Source organism: Nostoc edaphicum CCNP1411 (assembly GCF_014023275.1).
Lineage (GTDB): Bacteria > Cyanobacteriota > Cyanobacteriia > Cyanobacteriales > Nostocaceae > Nostoc > Nostoc edaphicum_A.
Map to the genome: position 1 here is coordinate 2095405 of NZ_CP054698.1, position 17347 is coordinate 2112751.

A 17347-nucleotide genomic window follows, 5' to 3' on the forward strand; every position below is an offset into this window, starting at 1 on the left:
GAATAACCTTCTCAAAGTCCTCCTTAAAAAGGAGGATTTAGGAGGATCTAAAGTTTTGAATACATCAGCCATAACTTTTAAGAGATCCTCTAAGACTTAGATTGTCAGGCAACACGTTCTGTGTTTGATTCAGATGCACTTTTAGTAACTCGCAAACTAAGAGTCAAAGCTACTAGCATTACTAAAAATCCACTCAAAAAAGGAGCAGAACTCCCAAATTTCATAAAACCAACCCCTGCCCATATTGGCCCACCGATACGTGCCAACGCAGAGCAAGAACTAGCAATTCCTAATATTTGTCCTTGTTCTTCTGGGGCTGTCATCTGGGAAATCAGACTGTTTAATATTGGTTGGCTGACACTAATTCCCCATGCCACAAGGGTGGTGGCTACCAACAATAAAATTAAGCTTTGTGAGAATCCAATTAATCCAATTAGTAGTAATCCTAAACCTAACCCTACTATCCCCCAGGTAAGTAACTTTATTTCACCCAATTGTTTCTTGAGAAATCCGAGGAGTCCTCCTTGAATGATTGTGCTGACAATCCCCATGAAGGCAAAAAGATAACTAGTTTGTTGAGGGCCCCAGTTTAATTGCTGCTTAGACCATAAAGCCAATGTAGAGTCCATCGCTGCAACAGCAAAGGTAACAAAAAAGTAGATGCCAACAAGCACACAAAACTGTGGACGCTGCAACACTTGTAGGAAGTTCAGCCGTCGTTGGCGGTAGCGATGAGCTTGCATTTTGGCTCTAGTTTCAGAATTTAGAGATTCTGGAAGTAATACCAAAGCACAAAGCAATGCCAATAAAGATAATCCGGCTGCAAACAACGACGGTAGATGGAAGTTAGCGTTGTCTGGATCTGACCCGATCAGAAGACCTCCGATTGCTGGGCCGAGAATGAAGCCAAGACCAAAAGCTGCCCCAATCATCCCCATGCCACGAGCGCGATTAACTGGCGTGGTAATATCTGCGATGTACGCCTGAGCAGTAGAGATATTCCCTGCCATAATCCCCGCCAGACTACGAGCAAAAAACAAAATCCATAATGAGTTGGCAAAGCCTAACCCTGCGTATGCTATTACAGAACCAAATAAAGTGAGTAATAGAATCGGACGACGACCGTAGCGATCGCTAAATCTGCCCCATAATGGTGCAAATAAGAACTGCATTAAAGAATAAATAGCTACAAGTAAAGTCGCTTCATTAGGTTTTGCGCCGAATTGTTCAGCATACAAAGGCAGTATCGGCAGAATAATTCCGAAGCCGAGCAAGTCTATAAATACAGTCAAAAATAAGACGAATATAGCTCTGCCATTATTTTTACTCTCCATAGGTGCAATTCACTTTTATAAAAAATATGCGTAACCTGGATTAGTTTTGTAGACATCAGGGAATGCTTGAATGTCAATATCCATTGAATTAAATGTAATCAGTTCAAGCAAAATGTGTGAATTTGAGCGTGGTTTAGTGAAATAGCGTGGAACAAACCCATTATAAAAATCAAACCAATAATACTACTAATGAAAGCAACTATCGTCTCGTGCTTCCGTATAGCTTTTTGTATTTTAGTGTCTATGATGTGTTCTAATTCTTTGTATGACATTGACTTTAGTTTCGCTAAAGATAAAAATATATGGAACTTATGTGCTTATATATATAAGTTTGAGTATAGGAATCATCTCTGATTGTTGAACAATAATTTAGATAAAACCTTGATAAAATAGGATTTTTAGTCTTAGCATATTTTCAACAATCAAATCAGAGTCCTATATTTATGAAACCTCTAACTTATGAAATAAAAGCTATTTAGAAATTGTGGAAGTGCGAAGGCGTTGGCATCTTTTTAAAACAGCACTTGAAACACCAAAAGCTAATATAGCCAAGGTGTAAGTCGGTTCGGGAATTGCAATAATGCTTAACTGATTAATGGCCAAGCCGTATTGTGGAGCAGAACTGCTAAAAACAAGTCGCGAGATATTTGGAGTGTCACTACGAATGCCCAAGAACACTGCCGAATTATCTAATGCTAGCGACGAAGTACTCAGAACTGAGAAACTACCTAACAGGTTATTGGCATTATCAAAAGCGTTAATAAAAGTTTCAACTTCTAAATTACTAACGTCTACAGCTATCTGAGTACCAGCACCAAAAACAGGCTGGTCAAAACTAATGCTAAAAGGCCCACCGTTCCCCAAAGTACCAGGATCAGGAGTACCAGGAGGAAGAGGGATAAAACCTGTTGGGTCTATACCTCCGAAAAGAATAAAATCTCCTTGGGCAAAGTTAGTCCGAATACCAGGTGGAGGTAAAGTTTGAAAGACAAACGGTGGAGTAACTTGAGGATTATTAGTTGGAGCTATATTTATATCCAACCCTAAACCATCCTGAGAGGTTGTTGAGAAAGAGTTAGGTAAAAAGGCAGAAAAGTCAGGAGCTACAGGATTAAATACTTTACCTAAAGTTACCCAATCCACTTTATCATTACCTCCGAAAGCAGCACGTTCATTTACTAAAAATGTAGCTGCTTTAGCTGGGAATGGAAGAACCGTTATTATAGCTGTAATTACTGGTAAATATTTGACAGATAACTTCATAAACCGATTGATCATAACAATACCACCAGGCTTGCTCCTGAATTTATTAAAAAGAATAATATCACTAAAATACAACAATTAAACATCCAACATAAGGCAATACGCTGCCAAATATTGGAGAGAGTTCAAACAACTACTATATTTAATGTTTATGTTGCAAAATATGTTTATGTCTGGCTATTAATACTTGACAATCTAACATCATTTGCAACACAACTTTAGCCTGGTTTACAGACACAATTGCTCATGTCTGTACCACGCTCAATTTGTTATTGCTCAACTACTATAGGAATCATATTTATTTATGAAAAATCTCAGTAGTAACGTACCCTACGTGTATTTCAAAAATCAAATACTAGTTCTATAGCCAGTGTTTTTATAACAAACTACAAAAAAGCTTTAACTTGTCATTGGGTTATGACTAGTAGTAGTTTTAGACCAACTGAATACTCAAATTGGATGCGAGATTTTCAAGGAAGGCGAACTGAGTTCCTTGGAAAGACAAATTACCGTTAGTATTGTCGTAAGAAAAGTCACCGAGGCTAGTAGTACCAAACCCTGTTTGAGATACTTGGATTACATCATTTTGACCAAAGTTGTAATCTTTGATGGTGTCAAGACCCTCATTAACGCTGTTGAAGATAAATTTATCTGCACCAGCGCCACCTGTGAGAACATCGTTACCTTTTCCACCAGTGATAGAATCATTACCGAAGCCACCAGAGATAGTGTCATTACCATCTTTACCTTCTAATCGGTTATTTTGGCTATCGCCAGTAATGCTGTCACTTGCATTTGTGCCGATGAGATTATCAAAGTTGAGTACATTAAATGTTATTGTCCCCAGACTAGGAACGTTAAGAGCAGAGATAGTTTGCTCCTGCAAATTAGCGATGACAGATACACCAGCAAGAGATTCGGAGGAATCTATAGTGTTATTGGCAACACTAGCATCAGCAATAACCGTTTCTACTTTAAATACTGTGTCTGTTCCAAAACCACCGGCTTTGGTGATTGTCCCTACACCTGATAGGGTGATGGCTCTACCCAGTTTGCCGTAGTCTGCGGTATCCGTACCATCTCCACCATCAATGCTGTCGTTGCCTCGACTGCCCTTGAAGGTATCATCGCCTGCACCACCGAACAATGTGTCATTACCCAGTCCACCATCAATCAGGTCATTGCCATCTCTACCATCAATCAAGTCATTACCAGCAAGACCAGTTAATTGATTATTTTGGCTATCGCCCTTCAGGGTGTCATTGTTAATTGTGCCGATGACATTAGCAAAGTTGACTACCTCAAATGTCAATGTTCCTAAACTAGGAACGTTAAGGGCAGAGATAGTTTGGGCTTGTAGGTCAGCAACAGCGGCTACTCCAGACAAAGATTGAGATGCATCTATAGTGTTGTTGGCAACACTGGCATCAGCAATTACTTTCTCTACTTGAAAAACTGTGTCTGTTCCAAAACCACCAGCTTTTTCAACTGTCCCTACACCTGACAAGGTGATTTTTTTACCTAAGCTACTGTAATCTACGGTATCAAAGCCCGTTCCACCATTAATGCTGTCGTTACCTCGACTGCCCTTAAATGTGTCATTGCCACCATTACCTGTTAATTTGTTACTTTGGCTATCACCAGCAATGAAGTCACCTGCATTTGTACCGATGACATCATCAAAGTTAACTACAGTAAATGGCAATGTCCCCAGACCAGGAACGTTATTGGCTGTCAAAGTTTGGCTTTGTAGATTAACGGTGATTGATACACCAGCTAAAGATGCGGAAGCATCTATAATGTTGTTAGCAACACTAGCATCAGCAATAATCTTTTCTACTTGAGATAGAGTGTCTTGACCCAATCCGCCAGCTTTTTTAACTGTCCCGACTTCTGAGAGAGTAATGGTTTGACCCAGCTTGCTGTAGTCTACGGTATCCGTACCAACTCCACCATTAATGCTGTCGTTACCCTGACTACCCTTAATGGTGTCATTACCTTCACCACCTAACAAGGTGTCACGGCCTTGTCCACCATCAATTAGGTCGTTGCCACCTCTACCATCAATCAGGTCATTACCAGCAAGACCAGTTAATTGGTTCTTTTGTCCGTCGCCCTTCAGGGTGTCATTGTTAATTGTGCCGATGACATTATCAAAGTTGACTACATTAAATGTTAATGTTCCCAAACCAGGAACGTTAAGGGCAGAGATAGTTTGGGCTTGTAGGTCAGCATTGGCAGGTACTCCAGACAAAGATTGAGATGCATCTATAGTGTTGTTGGCAACGCTAGCATCAGCAATGACTTTCTCTACTTGAAAAAGTTGGTCTTTTCCCAATCCATCAGCTTTGGTGATTGTCCCTACACCTGATAGGGTGATGGTTTTACCTAATTTGCTGTAGTCTGCGGTATCCGTGCCAACTCCACCATTAATACTGTCGTCACCTTGACCACCTTTAAAGGTGTCATCACCTGCACCACCGAACAATGTGTCATTGCCCAGTCCACCATCAATGCTGTCGTTGCCACCTCTACCATCAATCAGGTCATTACCAGCAAGACCAGTTAATTGATTATTTTGGCTATCGCCCTTCAGAGTGTCATTGTTAATTGTGCCGATGACATTATCAAAGTTGACTACATTAAATGTCAATGTTCCCAGACCAGGGACATTGAGGGCAGAGATAGTTTGAGCTTGTAGGTCAGCATCGGCAGGTACTCCAGACAAAGATTGAGATGCATCTATAGTGTTGTTGGCAACAGTGACATCAGCAATTACTTTCTCTACTTGAAAAACTGTGTCTGTTCCAAAACCACCAGCTTTTTCAACTGTCCCTACACCTGACAAGGTGACACGTTTACCTAAGTTGCTGTAGTCTGCGGTATCCTCACCATCTCCGCCATTAATGCTGTCGTCACCTCGACTGCCCTTAAATGTATCATCGCCACCACCACCAGCCAACGTATCATTAGCATCTCCACCATCAATGAGGTCATTTCCAAGACCACCGGAGATATTGTCATTGCCTCCACGACCAGAAATCTGATCGTCACCACTAGTACCCACCAAAAAGTCATTGTTAGGAGTACCAACAATAATGGACATAATATATAACCTTTATAGTTTTGCAGATCAAGTTCGCCTGATCAACGTAATACTCGCATGCTACATTGATTTGAATTATGAATTTATGATGAAATATACTTCAACATAAGTAATGGTATTTTATATATCTGGCGAGAGAAAAATGGTCTTGTTTAATAAAATTATTTAAATTTGTTAAAGGGACTCAAAATGCGGGTATTCTGTGCCATAAATTTTAGAAAACAATAAAATATAAGACTCATACACTACAAATTCATTTTCTCTTTGAAATAAAGAGAATAGGTTGTTTTACTTTTTTAAAGTATCCATTAATAGTAAATAGACCATCAAAATTTTTCGGATAAACCCAAGAATCTCTCTTTTCGTCTGGGTAAAGGTTAAAAGGCAAGGGGTAAAGGTAAATTTAAACCCTTTCCCCTTTAACCAAAAAGTATTGAATAGATTATGTTGTAGGGGCACAGCAATATTTATAAGGTTGTGGTAAGATTTATTACTATTTTTACATAATTATACGTATTAAGGTAACGTTCGCACTTAGATCAAAATTGCCTAGCTTTCAGCCTAGTTTGCATAACTTCCGATACATTACCGCAAATGCGCTGATATTTTAATTTCCCTTCTTCATAAATTCCGCAAAAACACCGTTACGCTATTTGTCCTTGTGATCAAAACTGAGAGCATCCAGTTTATGAGGGCGTGTTTATGACCAACCCTGTAAAGACGGTTATCCAAGTCAATCTGGAGATAGCTCTAGAAGTAGCTCAAGAATTGGAGCAGGCTCCATACACTCAACTCAGTACTTATTGTTTAGAGATTTTACGGGAGATAGGATGTCCTGGTACTGAACTCCCAGTTAACTTACAAACTCGCGATCAGCAGCTAAACTTTATCACAGGCTTTGCATCTTATGCTTTTGGGGAGGTACAAAGTGTATAAGGCATTAATTGAAGATATATTTTATGATTCGGAAGGGACAGAAGAAACTACTTTTCCTGCCACAGATGAAGATTTATTAATTTTAACAGAAAAATTTTTAGGGTTTGAAATTCCCTCAAAGGTTTTCTTGCAAGCTATAGCCATTGCTGATTACGACGGTGCAGCGGCTTTTCGCTACGTTGATAATTATTTGATTACTCAGCAACATCTACGGCTAATCCTTCTAAACCGCGATCGCTAGCTACTACAGGTATACCAGCTGCCATTGCCTCTAAAGTTTTATTTTTAATGCCAAACCCAGTTCGCATGGGTACAACGCAGATGGTGGCTTGATGTAAATATTCTGCCATCGAAGGTACACGCCCAAGCACATTAATCCCTGGCTTTTTATTAAGTGCTAAAACTTCTGGCACCGGATGAGAACCGACAATATCGAAAGTTGTATTGGGATACAATTTTTGGATTTCTGGCAAGACTTCGTTGCTGAAAAAGCAGACAGCATCAATGTTTGCTAAATTGTCCATTGCACCGATAAAAATTAAGCGATGTCCTCCGGGATCTTTGGTGCGGTTGGGGAAAGAAACTAAATCTACGCCATTGGGAATAACTGTAATCTCACTATTGGGGTTAAATTCTTGTAGTTGAATTTTATCTTCTTCTGTTGTCGCGACAATTGCCGAAAACTTAGCACAGTAGCTTTGCTCATAACGACGTAAAAGTGGCAGATTAATTTTGTCTCGGAGGGAATTTTCCGAAATGCCAGTTGCTAGTTGGTTACGACAGGTAGCGTAAACAGAACTATGAACATTAACTATGGTTTTTAGCTGTTTCTGAAAATGTGGCTGCACATAAATTTCATTGACGCTATGTTCGCAGGTAATCACATCACATTTCCCCGCTTCCACCCAGTTATCAACCCAGGCTTGCATCTCAGCTGAGTAACGATTGAGTACACTTGGGGGTGTCCCCTGTTGCAAAAATCTACCAAATCGTTGTATTTTCTGCAATATTCCGGTGGTTCGAGAATCTGGCGGGCGTTCAAAAATGGCTAGATGATCCACACAATCGCGTAATCCTGCTACTTCTGCGTCTGTAACATCGCTCTCGCGTTGAGTCGCAAGGGTAACAGTATGGCGTTGACTCAAGTACTTAAGTAAATTAAATGTCCTGACTTGGGTTCCCCCGCGCGTTGCTGGGTAGGGAAAGGTGGAAGATAGCATTAAAATGTTCATATAAGTGATGAATCAAATGTGATATGTACACCATGACCTCATTGGAGGCTGTATGTCATCATTTGATTTATTAAAAAGAATTCAGGAGTCATATAGTCATTTTCAATCCGGTGAGGTACAGGTATGCAAATAGACCTAACCCCCTTCCCGAAGCCTACGATGTACACACAAATCTTAAATAGCTGATTAACCAGCGTTTTACCCCACCCTAACCCTCCCCTTGCAAAGGGGAGGGAACTAGATTTCCGGCTTCCCCCCAATGCATCGGGGGGATTGAGGGGGGTAATTCGACTTGTGTGTACACCGTAGTTGCAAAGGGGAGGGAACCGGATTTCTTTTTTCCCACCATGCATCGGGAGAATTGAGCAGGGTGGTTTCATACAACCAGAGAAAAACTAAAACTGGGTTTCAAAGCCTCTCTCCGTTTCGGGGAGAGGAATGGAAGTGGGGTAAAAAGCCATGCTACAAAACAAGAAATCAAGGCTTATGTATTTTTCTTTTTTCGTATGAAACCATCCTGCATGCATTGGGAGGATTGAGGGGGGTAATTTGACTTTGTGTGTACACCGTAGCCTGGCTTGCAGAGAGGGAGTTGGGTTGTTTATACTTCACTCAAGCGAGAACCGCTATTATTCAGCGTATAACGGCTAGACTGAGCGCTCAGTCTAGCCGTTGTATAGAATTCATGCTGAATTCTAACTCCTGAATCCTGTTCCGATAAACAAATGCACACCCAATCAAGAGAAATTAACCTGCTGACTCCATCTAGAGAATTACCTCTATATGGCAAGAGAATTTTAGTAACAGCGCCGAGAAATTATGCTTATAGGTTATCTGAACAAATCATCAAGAAAGGTGGTTTACCTGTTGTCATGCCTACTATCGAAACCTGCTATTTATCAAACTACACTAAGTTAGATGCTGCTCTAGATCACATAGACGAATTTGATTGGATTGTCTTCACCAGTAGAAATGGGATCGCTGCATTTTTTCACCGCATGAATGATTTAGATATTCCTATCTCTGTGGTACAAAAATGTCACTTATGTGCTTTAGGAAAAGATGCAGAAAGCTTATTGTCTTTTTGTGGCAAGGTGGATTTAATTCCAGCAGAATCTAGCCCAGCCGGAATTGTGGCTGAATTAGCGAAACTTCCGCAAATTCAAGATAAAAAAGTGCTGATACCTGCTCCAGAAGTGGTTGGTTTGCCTGAACCTGATGTTGTACCCAATTTAATTACGGATTTGCAGAAATTGGGTATAGAAGTAACTCGTGTCCCTACCTATATCACGCAGGGTTTAAACAAAAGTATCTACGGTATTGAATTAAACTTGATGCGTCAAGGAATTATTGATGTAATTGCCTTTAGTAGCACAGCGGAAGTAGAAAGCTTTTTGACAATGGTCAATTCGCCAAGCGATTATGAACGTTGCATTATTGCATGTTTCGGCCCTTATACAACTGCTAATGCGCGAAAGTTGGGTATGAATGTCTCTATCGTGTCTAGGGATTATAGTTCATTTGAGGGATTTGCTGAAGCGATGTCTACGACGGGCTACGCCTACGCAGCATTTTTTCCTCTGTGATTTTGGTGTGGAGCTTTTGATATATATAAACTAGCCCCATTAACCATTTGAGAATCTAAAACAGTCAACCATAATCAACTCTAGACTAGCAGCACATAAACCCGTAGTATCAAAAATGGAGTTTATATTGAGTTAGGATTTTTTACATGGCAACTTACAAAGTTACATTACGTACCCCAGACGGCGAAAAAGTAATTGAAGTCCCTGAAGATGAATACATTCTAGAGATCGCTAACGAGGAATATGAGCTAGACTTGCCCTATTCCTGTAACGCTGGTTCTTGTTCTACCTGCACCGGAAAGCTGATTTCAGGTGAAATTGACCAAGATGATCAGAACTTCTTAGACAACGATCAAATTGACGCAGGATGGGTTCTCACCTGCGTGGCCAAGCCCCTTTCTGATTGTGTAATCGAAACCCATCAAGAGGAAGCGCTTAACGCTTAACTAAGAAATGTGGATTTAATCAAGAGCAAGTTTTGTAGGGAAGGCAGAATCAGCGGTGGCTACCCTGCGGTTTTTCCGAAAAGAGTACCACCCTTAGCGCAGCATCTCCTAGAGAAGCAGACGCATCAAAAAGCATCATAACTGCCATTGTGTTAGTGATGAATTTCCGTAAGACATCTAAAATCTGAGGTAGTGCCGTACTGTCGGCCATCACACACCTTACTTGATTTAAAATTTTGCACTTTCCTAAAAAATCTCTATAGGCTAAGTAATTCACACTAGAAAGCGCTCCCCTTTTGGAGAGCGCTTTTTATTTAGTTTATATAGTGCTTCTCAATTGAGTCCAATTACTACAAACTTTTACTTAATGATGTTATCGCCTTCACTAATTCCTCTGGATCTACAGGCTTAGAGATATGCTGTTGAAATCCCACAGCGATCGCTTGCTGATGATCCATCTCACCAGCATAAGCAGTTAAAGCGATCGCTGGAATAGTCCCGCCTTGCTCTGGTTTCAGACTCCTGATCTGTCGCATCAGCATATAACCGTCCATTTCTGGCATCCCAATATCGCTGACAATTATATTTGGCTGGGATTGACTCAGTGCAGTTAAAGCTTCAATGGCTGAGGCGACAACTGTAACAGTTGCACCATATTCTTCCAGCATAAAGGGCAAAAACTCTCGCATATCTGCATCATCATCCACCACGAGAATCTCTAAGCCAGATAGGGGAAAGGACTGAGCCGCCACAACTGCGGAATTATTTTTTGCATCCTTGATTCCCTTGCTTTCATCCTGTATGCATGGAAGTCTGACGGTGAAAGTTGCTCCTCTAGCTTCGCCGAGACTTTCTGCTTGCACAGTTCCTCCGTGAAGTTCTACGAGATGATGGACGATCGCTAATCCTAAACCTAAACCGCCAAATTTTCGAGTTGTGGCACCATCTGCTTGGCGGAAGTAATCAAAGACATAAGGTAAAAACTCAGGTACAATTCCCTTCCCTGTATCAGTTACACGGATTTGTACCTGTGAGCCAACTTGCTCTAATTTAATTTTTACTTCTCCTCCAGTAGGAGTAAATTTAATGGCATTGGAAAGAATATTCCAAAAGACTTGTTGCAATCGATTAGCATCGCCTAAAACTTTCCCAATACCAGATTCAAGACTTCTGTGAATCTGGATAGATTTAGCCTCTGCTGATAAACGCACTGTCTCGATCGCAGCTTCAATCACTGATACCAAATTAATCTGGCCGAAGTTGAGATTAAGTTTACCTTGAAGGATACGGGACACATCAAGCAAATCTTCAATTAATTGGGTTTGTAACTTGGCGTTGCGCTCAATAGTTTCGAGGGCGCGATCGCTTGTTGCTTGATCAAGCTTGCGACTCCGCATCAGTTTTGCCCAACCCAGAATCGGGTTGAGTGGTGTTCTCAATTCATGGGATAGCACTGCTAAAAATTCATCTTTGATGCGGTTTGCGGCTTCAGCAGCGCTTCGTGCCGTTCGTTCGGCTTCGTAAAGATGGGCGCGAGCGATCGCTTGGGCGCATTGTTGAGCCACAGCCAAGAGAAACGCTTGATCTTCCTCACTTAGTTGTTGAGGCTGGGTAAATCCCACACTTATACCTCCAACTGCCGAACCCTCTACCATTAATGGAATAGAAATCCAGGCTTTAAAGTCATATTGGGCATATATTTGGGACAAATGTGGATAACGAGCAATCCGATTTTCTGTTGGTTCAGCCCAAATAGCTTTCCCAGTTCGCACTGCTTCTGCTAAAGGAGAAGGTGAATCGATGGCAAAATTACGCCACGCGTCTATCAAATCCGGCTTATAACCAACAGCACGCACAATTTCCAGTTCAGTTTTACTTTCATTCACCAAAGCAACGAGGGCAGAAGTGGCTCCCAAGGCAGCCATGCTCTGCTCTACAATCACTTCAGATACTTGGGCTGGTGTCAGGGATTCTGAAAGGGCAGCTGTAATAGATTGGAGACGGGCAATGCGTTCCAATGCTCGTTCTGCTGTTTTTTGTGCTTGCTGCGCTTCTTGATAAAGGCGGGCATTATCGATCGCGATCGCAGCTCGATGGGCAACATCTTCTGCTAATAACAAGTCAGCGGTGCTGTAACGACGTTCTGATTCGGCAGTCACAAAGGAAATTGCACCAAAAATTCTTTCACGTGCCATCAAGGGCAAAATTATACATGACTTCAAACCAAGTTCACGCAGAATCCTTAGACGTTCTGGATCTTGGATAGCTGCTGCTACAACTGCATCTGAAATTTCAGCTATCATTTCGGCTTGTCCTGTACGCAGCACCTTAGACACACCTTCATCTGCATCCAACTTTCTGGGATAACGCTGATAGAGTTCCCAAGCAAACTTCACTTTCTCTGGATCTCGGTGGGCAACTGCTACCCGATTAATTGATTGATTATCTTGCAACAGATCAACAGCGCACCAATCGGCCAAGTAAGGCACAACCAGATTAGCCACACTTGCTAACGTGCTTTCGTAATCAAGAGAAGAGGCGAGGGTTGCACTAACTTGAGCCAAAAACGCTGCTCTTTGCTGATCGGCTTCTGCTTCCTGTCGGGCGGTTTGCTCTTGAATTAGTTGGATACGTTTGGCTTCAGATTGTTTGCGTTCGGTGATATCAAGCACAACACCACTCATGTGTGTGGCAATACCCGCATCATCAAAAAAGGCTTTTCCCCGACAGGCTGCGTAACGGATACTGCCGTCATCCCAAATAATTCGATATTCTAAATCATGCTCCAAGCCTTCGTTAATCGCTCGACTTAATGATTGAGTTAGGAATCCCCGATCATCTGGATGCAGACGAGCTAAAATTGCTTCAGAAGTGCCAGCAAAGGTTTCCGGTGTTAACCCAAATAGTTGATAAATCTGCTCATCCCAGTCAAAGCGATCGCTAGCGATATCCCAACTCCAAACACCGATTTGAGCAGATTTCAAAGCCAGGTTGAGTTGTGCTTGGCTATTTTCCAAACCTTGATAAAGACAAGCATTTTCTAGAGAAATAGCAATTTGAACCGTCAAAATCTCCAGCGCAGAAAGTTTTTCCTGTGTGAAGGCACTGGAGATTAAATTGTTTTCTAAATATAAAATACCAAGTAATTTCGACTGACGGGCGATCGGTAAACAAAGTACAGATTTAGGTTGTTTTTGAATTATATACTCGTCTTTGGAAAACATATTTTCCTCAGTCGCATTCTGCAAAATCACAATTTCTTGAGTGCGCTGAACATAATTCAGTAATAATTGAGGAATAACTTGTGAAATTTCACTCTCTAATACAAGTCGAGAAACATTGAGCTTTTCTGCTTGGGGATTAACCTTCGCTTCTACTTCAATCACCAGCTTTTGCTCGTGTTCTAGCAATAAATAACCGATTTCTGCTCCTGCTTGCTCGACGACAATTTGCATTAATGTCTTCAACAACCGCGAAAAAACAATTTCACTAGATATAGTTTGAGAGGCTTTAACTATTGACAAAAAGTCTAAATGCTCACCTGTGGTAATAAACGTTCCATTAGAGACAAGCTGTTCTTGTGGCAATAGTTGAGGATAGGATTCTTCTAAGTGCTTGACTTTAGCAAATGCCTCCCAACGCATATAGGCATTTTTAGCTACTTCCAAGTAGGTTTTGGCAATTAATTCAAACTCTCGCTCAAAGTAAAAGTTAGCAGCTAGCTCATTAGCTAAAGCTTCATATTGTACAAATCCCTGCTCACGGGCTGAAGTAATTGATTGCTCATACAAACGCATTGTTTCCAAATCCCGACCTGCAATTCGAGCTATTTCAGCAGCTACTAATTGAGACTTATGTAAAAAGTTTTCAGGACAGTGTTTAGCCCAGTATTGCAATTGTTGCTGATGTGATTCTAGGGTTTGTAAAAACTGTTCTTGCTCTTGAGAAGATACTGTTGGATAAAGAGCCGTTAGAGTCAATGAGTAATATAAAACATAATCTGTTTCAATCGGTAATGCCAGTGTCGTAACTGGAAACTTGGATAATTCTAAAGCACAATTAAGAGCCTCTATATACTGTCGATATGTAAAAAGGATAATTAATTTGATAATGTGATAAAAAATAATTCCACTAACAAACCCTGCATCTGTAATAATAGATAAAGCGCGTGATTCATCAAAATTATCATCACTTAGAGTCAGATTTTGGTGAGTTAGTCCGCGCAGATTCATCAGTAGCATCTGCTGTAGTCTGATTGTCTGATAGACAGCCTCATGTTTAGACTGGCGGGCAAATGCGATATATTTTTCTAGAGATTTGTATGTATCTGAAAGTGGATAGCCTAACTGGATAATTTGCCACGATCCTTGATAACCGTTGTAGTTTGCCATCGTCACATCGCCTGCTTCTACACAGCCGATAAATCCCCGCTCTAAAAAGGGAATATCGGTGGCAATATGGTTACACCAAACGTTAATATGACTTCCATGAATATGTAGAACAACTCCTCTAAGTTTCAAATCATTTAACTTTTCATTTAATTGAATTGTCATCTCAGAAAATGCGTAGCCTGTAGGAATATCATGGAAGATAGAAACCAACAACATCGCATACATGCTGTAAGCAAAACATGAATCTTCTGTATTACCAAACTTAAGTGAGTAGTTGACTGCTTTGAGTACGACTAAAGGAAAAATATTAGGTCTACCGAGATAAGTAGGTGGCCCCAAAGTTGTCAACAGACTAATTACTGTTTTAATATTGGGGTCTTGAATTATTGGTGCATCAATTAAATCAGAAACTTGTCTCTTATCTAGATTAGTTAATACCTGGTTTTTTTCAACTGCGATCGCACCTTGTATTTGCTCATTTGAATCAGGAAATATCACACCAAAAATTCTTAAAGCTGCTAATCCCAATATCAACGCCTCTTCATACCTACCTGCGACTTGGTAGAGTCTGATTTGCAGCATATAAATATTAGCTTTTTCAATATATGATTCTGCTTTAATCAATAGTAGTTCAAATAATTCTTCCGCTTGTTCTAAATTGCCTGTTAAGAATTCACACTCAGCTAGTTCTCTAAATAAACTAAACGTTTGTTCATATTGTTCAATCCAAGCATTTTCACCTAAAAGATGCATGGCAACACTAAAAAACTTTTTAGCAGGAGTATAGGCTGTAGATGCTTTTGCTTTCTTCCCAGCAATTAAATTCAATCGTACTAATTCATCTTTTTCTGTCTGCTCAATAATTATATCTACCGCGAGATTGAGTTGATTGACTAAATCAAAAATTTGCTCATTCACTTGTTCATAACTAGCATTCTTCAGCAAAAGCTGCCCAATCTTCAGATGCACTGCCGACTTGAATTCATCAGCAATTAAGGCATAAGCAGCTTGCTGAACTCGGTCATGGTAGAAACGATAGTTTTTTTGGATACTTTCATCCGACTCTATAGGGATAATTAATCCTCTTAAAATTGCTTCAAAAAGTGCATCTACTGTTTTTTCAATAGATTGTTCTCCAACAAGTGCTAAAACTTCTAAATCAAAGCGATTACCAATACAAGAGGCTAACTTCAGTACTTGTTGAGTTGCAAGTGGAAGTTTTTGCATCCGCTCAATCATTAAATTGACAATATTATCTGTAATACCTTGGGCTTCAATCTCAGCTAGATCCCATTGCCAAACACCATCTTGATGATTAAAGTTCAGCAGATTTTCTTGATGTAATATTTTGAGAAATTCATTGACAAAGAAAGGATTCCCGTCAGTTTTTTGGATAATCAATTTGGTAAGAGTTTCTACTTGTTCTGCTGAACTATGTAAGGTATCAGCAATTAACTGATTGACATAGATAGGATTCAACGGTGTCAGCAGAATTTCAGTTGTTCTTGCTCCATACTGGCGAACCTTATCTATCATTAGTTTGAAGGGATGTAACACATCTACTTCGTTATCTCGATACACCAAAATGAAGCAGAGATACTGGATACTAGAGCCAGTAATAATAGTTTGAATTAAATTCAAAGTAGCGCTATCTGCCCACTGCATATCATCTAAAAAAACAGTGAGTGGATGCTCTTTTTGAGCAAAGATGCTGATAAAGTTCTGAAACACTAAGTTGAATCGATTTTTAGATTCGGCAGGCCCCAACTCTGGTATATGAGGCTGTTTTCCAACAATTAGTTCAACTTCTGGAATTACATCTGTGATTAGTTTGCCATTGTTCCCTAATGCTGATTGTATTTGCTTTTTCCAGGTAGCAAGTTGATCTTCAGATTCAGTTAAAATTTGTCGAGCGAGTGTTTGAAAAGCTTGAACGATAGTGGAATAAGGAATATCTCGTTTATACTGATCAAACTTACCAGAGATAAAAACCCCGCGTTCTCTAACAATGGGCTTGTGAATCTCCTTAACAAGAGTTGATTTACCAACGCCAGCATAGCCAGAAACTAACACTATTTCTGGTTTACCTTGGCTAACAACTCGCTCAAATGCTTGTAAAAGCTTGGCAATCTCTAGTTCTCGCCCATACAATTTTTGAGGAATTTGAAAGCGCTCTGAGATATCTTGTTCACCCAAAACAAAGGATTGAATTTGTCCGGTTGTCTCCAATTGTTTTAAGCAACATTCTAAATCTAATTGCAAACCTAAAGCGCTCTGATACCTTTTTTCTGCAACCTTCGACAGCAATTTCATGATGATGTCACAAAGCATTTGAGGAATATCAGAGTTTAGCTTTTTCGGCGATCGCGGAGATTTGGCAATATGACAATGCACCCACCCTAAGGGATCTTTACCTTGAAATGGTAGCTGACCTGTGAGCATCTCATAAAAGGTAACTCCCAGTGAATACAAATCGCTGCGATGGTCAATTCCTCGATTCATCCGCCCGCTTTGCTCAGGTGATAAATAAGGTAAACTGCCTTCAATACGACTGGAACTGCTAACTATTTGCTGTTGGTATGGAATGAAGGCAGCAATTCCAAAATCGGCAATTTTTACCTGATTAGTTTCGAGGTTAATTAAGATATTTTGCGGCTTAATATCCTTGTGGACAATGTGATGAGTGTGAATTTGTGCCAGTCTGTTAGTGATTTCAATGGCAATCTTCAGAAACGGAATAGGCTGTTGAAATTGGTCTATGAACTGGTCGAGCGATCGCGCCTCAAAATCCTCCATAATTAAATAAGGGATTCCCTGGTGCATCTCTAAAGCGTAAGCTTTGACTGCGGCGGCGGTGTTTAACCTTTGTGCGATCGCATATTCGTGTTTAAGTTGTTCAATATTATTGGGTGTACACTGTTCTGGACGTAGGCTTTTGATAATTACCGGACATTGATCTTTAACCTTAATTCCCCGGTATATGACTGCTTTTACCCCTGCTTTTAACAAAGTGACAATTTTAAATCCGGGTAATGCAATCATCATGCCAAATA

Annotated in this window: 10 protein-coding genes; 4 read left to right on the forward strand and 6 right to left on the reverse strand. The window is 40.4% G+C overall.

Translation table 11 applies throughout. The features are described 5' to 3' along the window. Positions 1-104: 104 nt before the first annotated feature. The 3 genes from HUN01_RS11455 to HUN01_RS11465 all read right to left on the reverse strand — a co-directional run bounded on the left by HUN01_RS11455 (position 105) and on the right by HUN01_RS11465 (position 5703). Positions 105-1334, reverse strand: a complete 1230-nt coding sequence (locus tag HUN01_RS11455) for an MFS transporter (RefSeq protein WP_181931371.1) — start codon at positions 1332-1334, stop codon at positions 105-107. 471 nt (positions 1335-1805) lie between these two features. Next, on the reverse strand, positions 1806-2612 hold the full coding sequence (locus HUN01_RS11460) for a hypothetical protein (RefSeq protein ID WP_238846184.1): 807 nt from the start codon (positions 2610-2612) through the stop codon (positions 1806-1808). A 418-nt stretch (positions 2613-3030) separates the two neighbouring features. Further along, the gene (locus HUN01_RS11465; protein ID WP_181931372.1) at positions 3031-5703 is read right to left on the reverse strand and encodes a beta strand repeat-containing protein; all 2673 of its coding nucleotides are present in this window, start codon (positions 5701-5703) and stop codon (positions 3031-3033) included. A gap of 702 nt (positions 5704-6405) precedes the next feature. On the opposite strand from HUN01_RS11465, the gene HUN01_RS11470 reads away from it, so the two are divergent. After that, a complete protein-coding gene (locus HUN01_RS11470) occupies positions 6406-6639 on the forward strand; it encodes a hypothetical protein (protein WP_181931373.1) in 234 nt (77 codons plus the stop codon). Further along, positions 6632-6880: a hypothetical protein gene (locus HUN01_RS11475; protein ID WP_181931374.1), complete on the forward strand. Its 249-nt coding sequence runs from the start codon at positions 6632-6634 to the stop codon at positions 6878-6880. Before HUN01_RS11470 ends, HUN01_RS11475 begins: the two co-directional genes overlap by 8 nt. Here HUN01_RS11475 and HUN01_RS11480 read toward each other — a convergent pair. Next, on the reverse strand, positions 6834-7871 hold the full coding sequence (locus HUN01_RS11480; RefSeq protein WP_238846186.1) for a glycosyltransferase family 4 protein: 1038 nt from the start codon (positions 7869-7871) through the stop codon (positions 6834-6836). The genes HUN01_RS11475 and HUN01_RS11480 overlap by 47 nt on opposite strands. Before the next feature lie 725 nt (positions 7872-8596). Between HUN01_RS11480 and HUN01_RS11485 the strand changes: the two genes are divergently transcribed. Further along, on the forward strand, positions 8597-9457 hold the full coding sequence (locus HUN01_RS11485) for a uroporphyrinogen-III synthase (RefSeq protein ID WP_181931375.1): 861 nt from the start codon (positions 8597-8599) through the stop codon (positions 9455-9457). A 146-nt stretch (positions 9458-9603) separates the two neighbouring features. After that, the gene (locus HUN01_RS11490) at positions 9604-9903 is read left to right on the forward strand and encodes a 2Fe-2S iron-sulfur cluster-binding protein (RefSeq protein WP_181931376.1); all 300 of its coding nucleotides are present in this window, start codon (positions 9604-9606) and stop codon (positions 9901-9903) included. Positions 9904-9952: 49 nt separating this feature from the next. On the opposite strand, the gene HUN01_RS11495 is transcribed toward HUN01_RS11490, so the two are convergent. Both HUN01_RS11495 and HUN01_RS11500 read right to left on the reverse strand, forming a co-directional pair. Beyond that, positions 9953-10114: a hypothetical protein gene (locus HUN01_RS11495; protein WP_181931377.1), complete on the reverse strand. Its 162-nt coding sequence runs from the start codon at positions 10112-10114 to the stop codon at positions 9953-9955. A gap of 139 nt (positions 10115-10253) precedes the next feature. Then, positions 10254-17339, reverse strand: a complete 7086-nt coding sequence (locus HUN01_RS11500; protein WP_181931378.1) for an AAA family ATPase — start codon at positions 17337-17339, stop codon at positions 10254-10256. Positions 17340-17347: the final 8 nt, after the last annotated feature.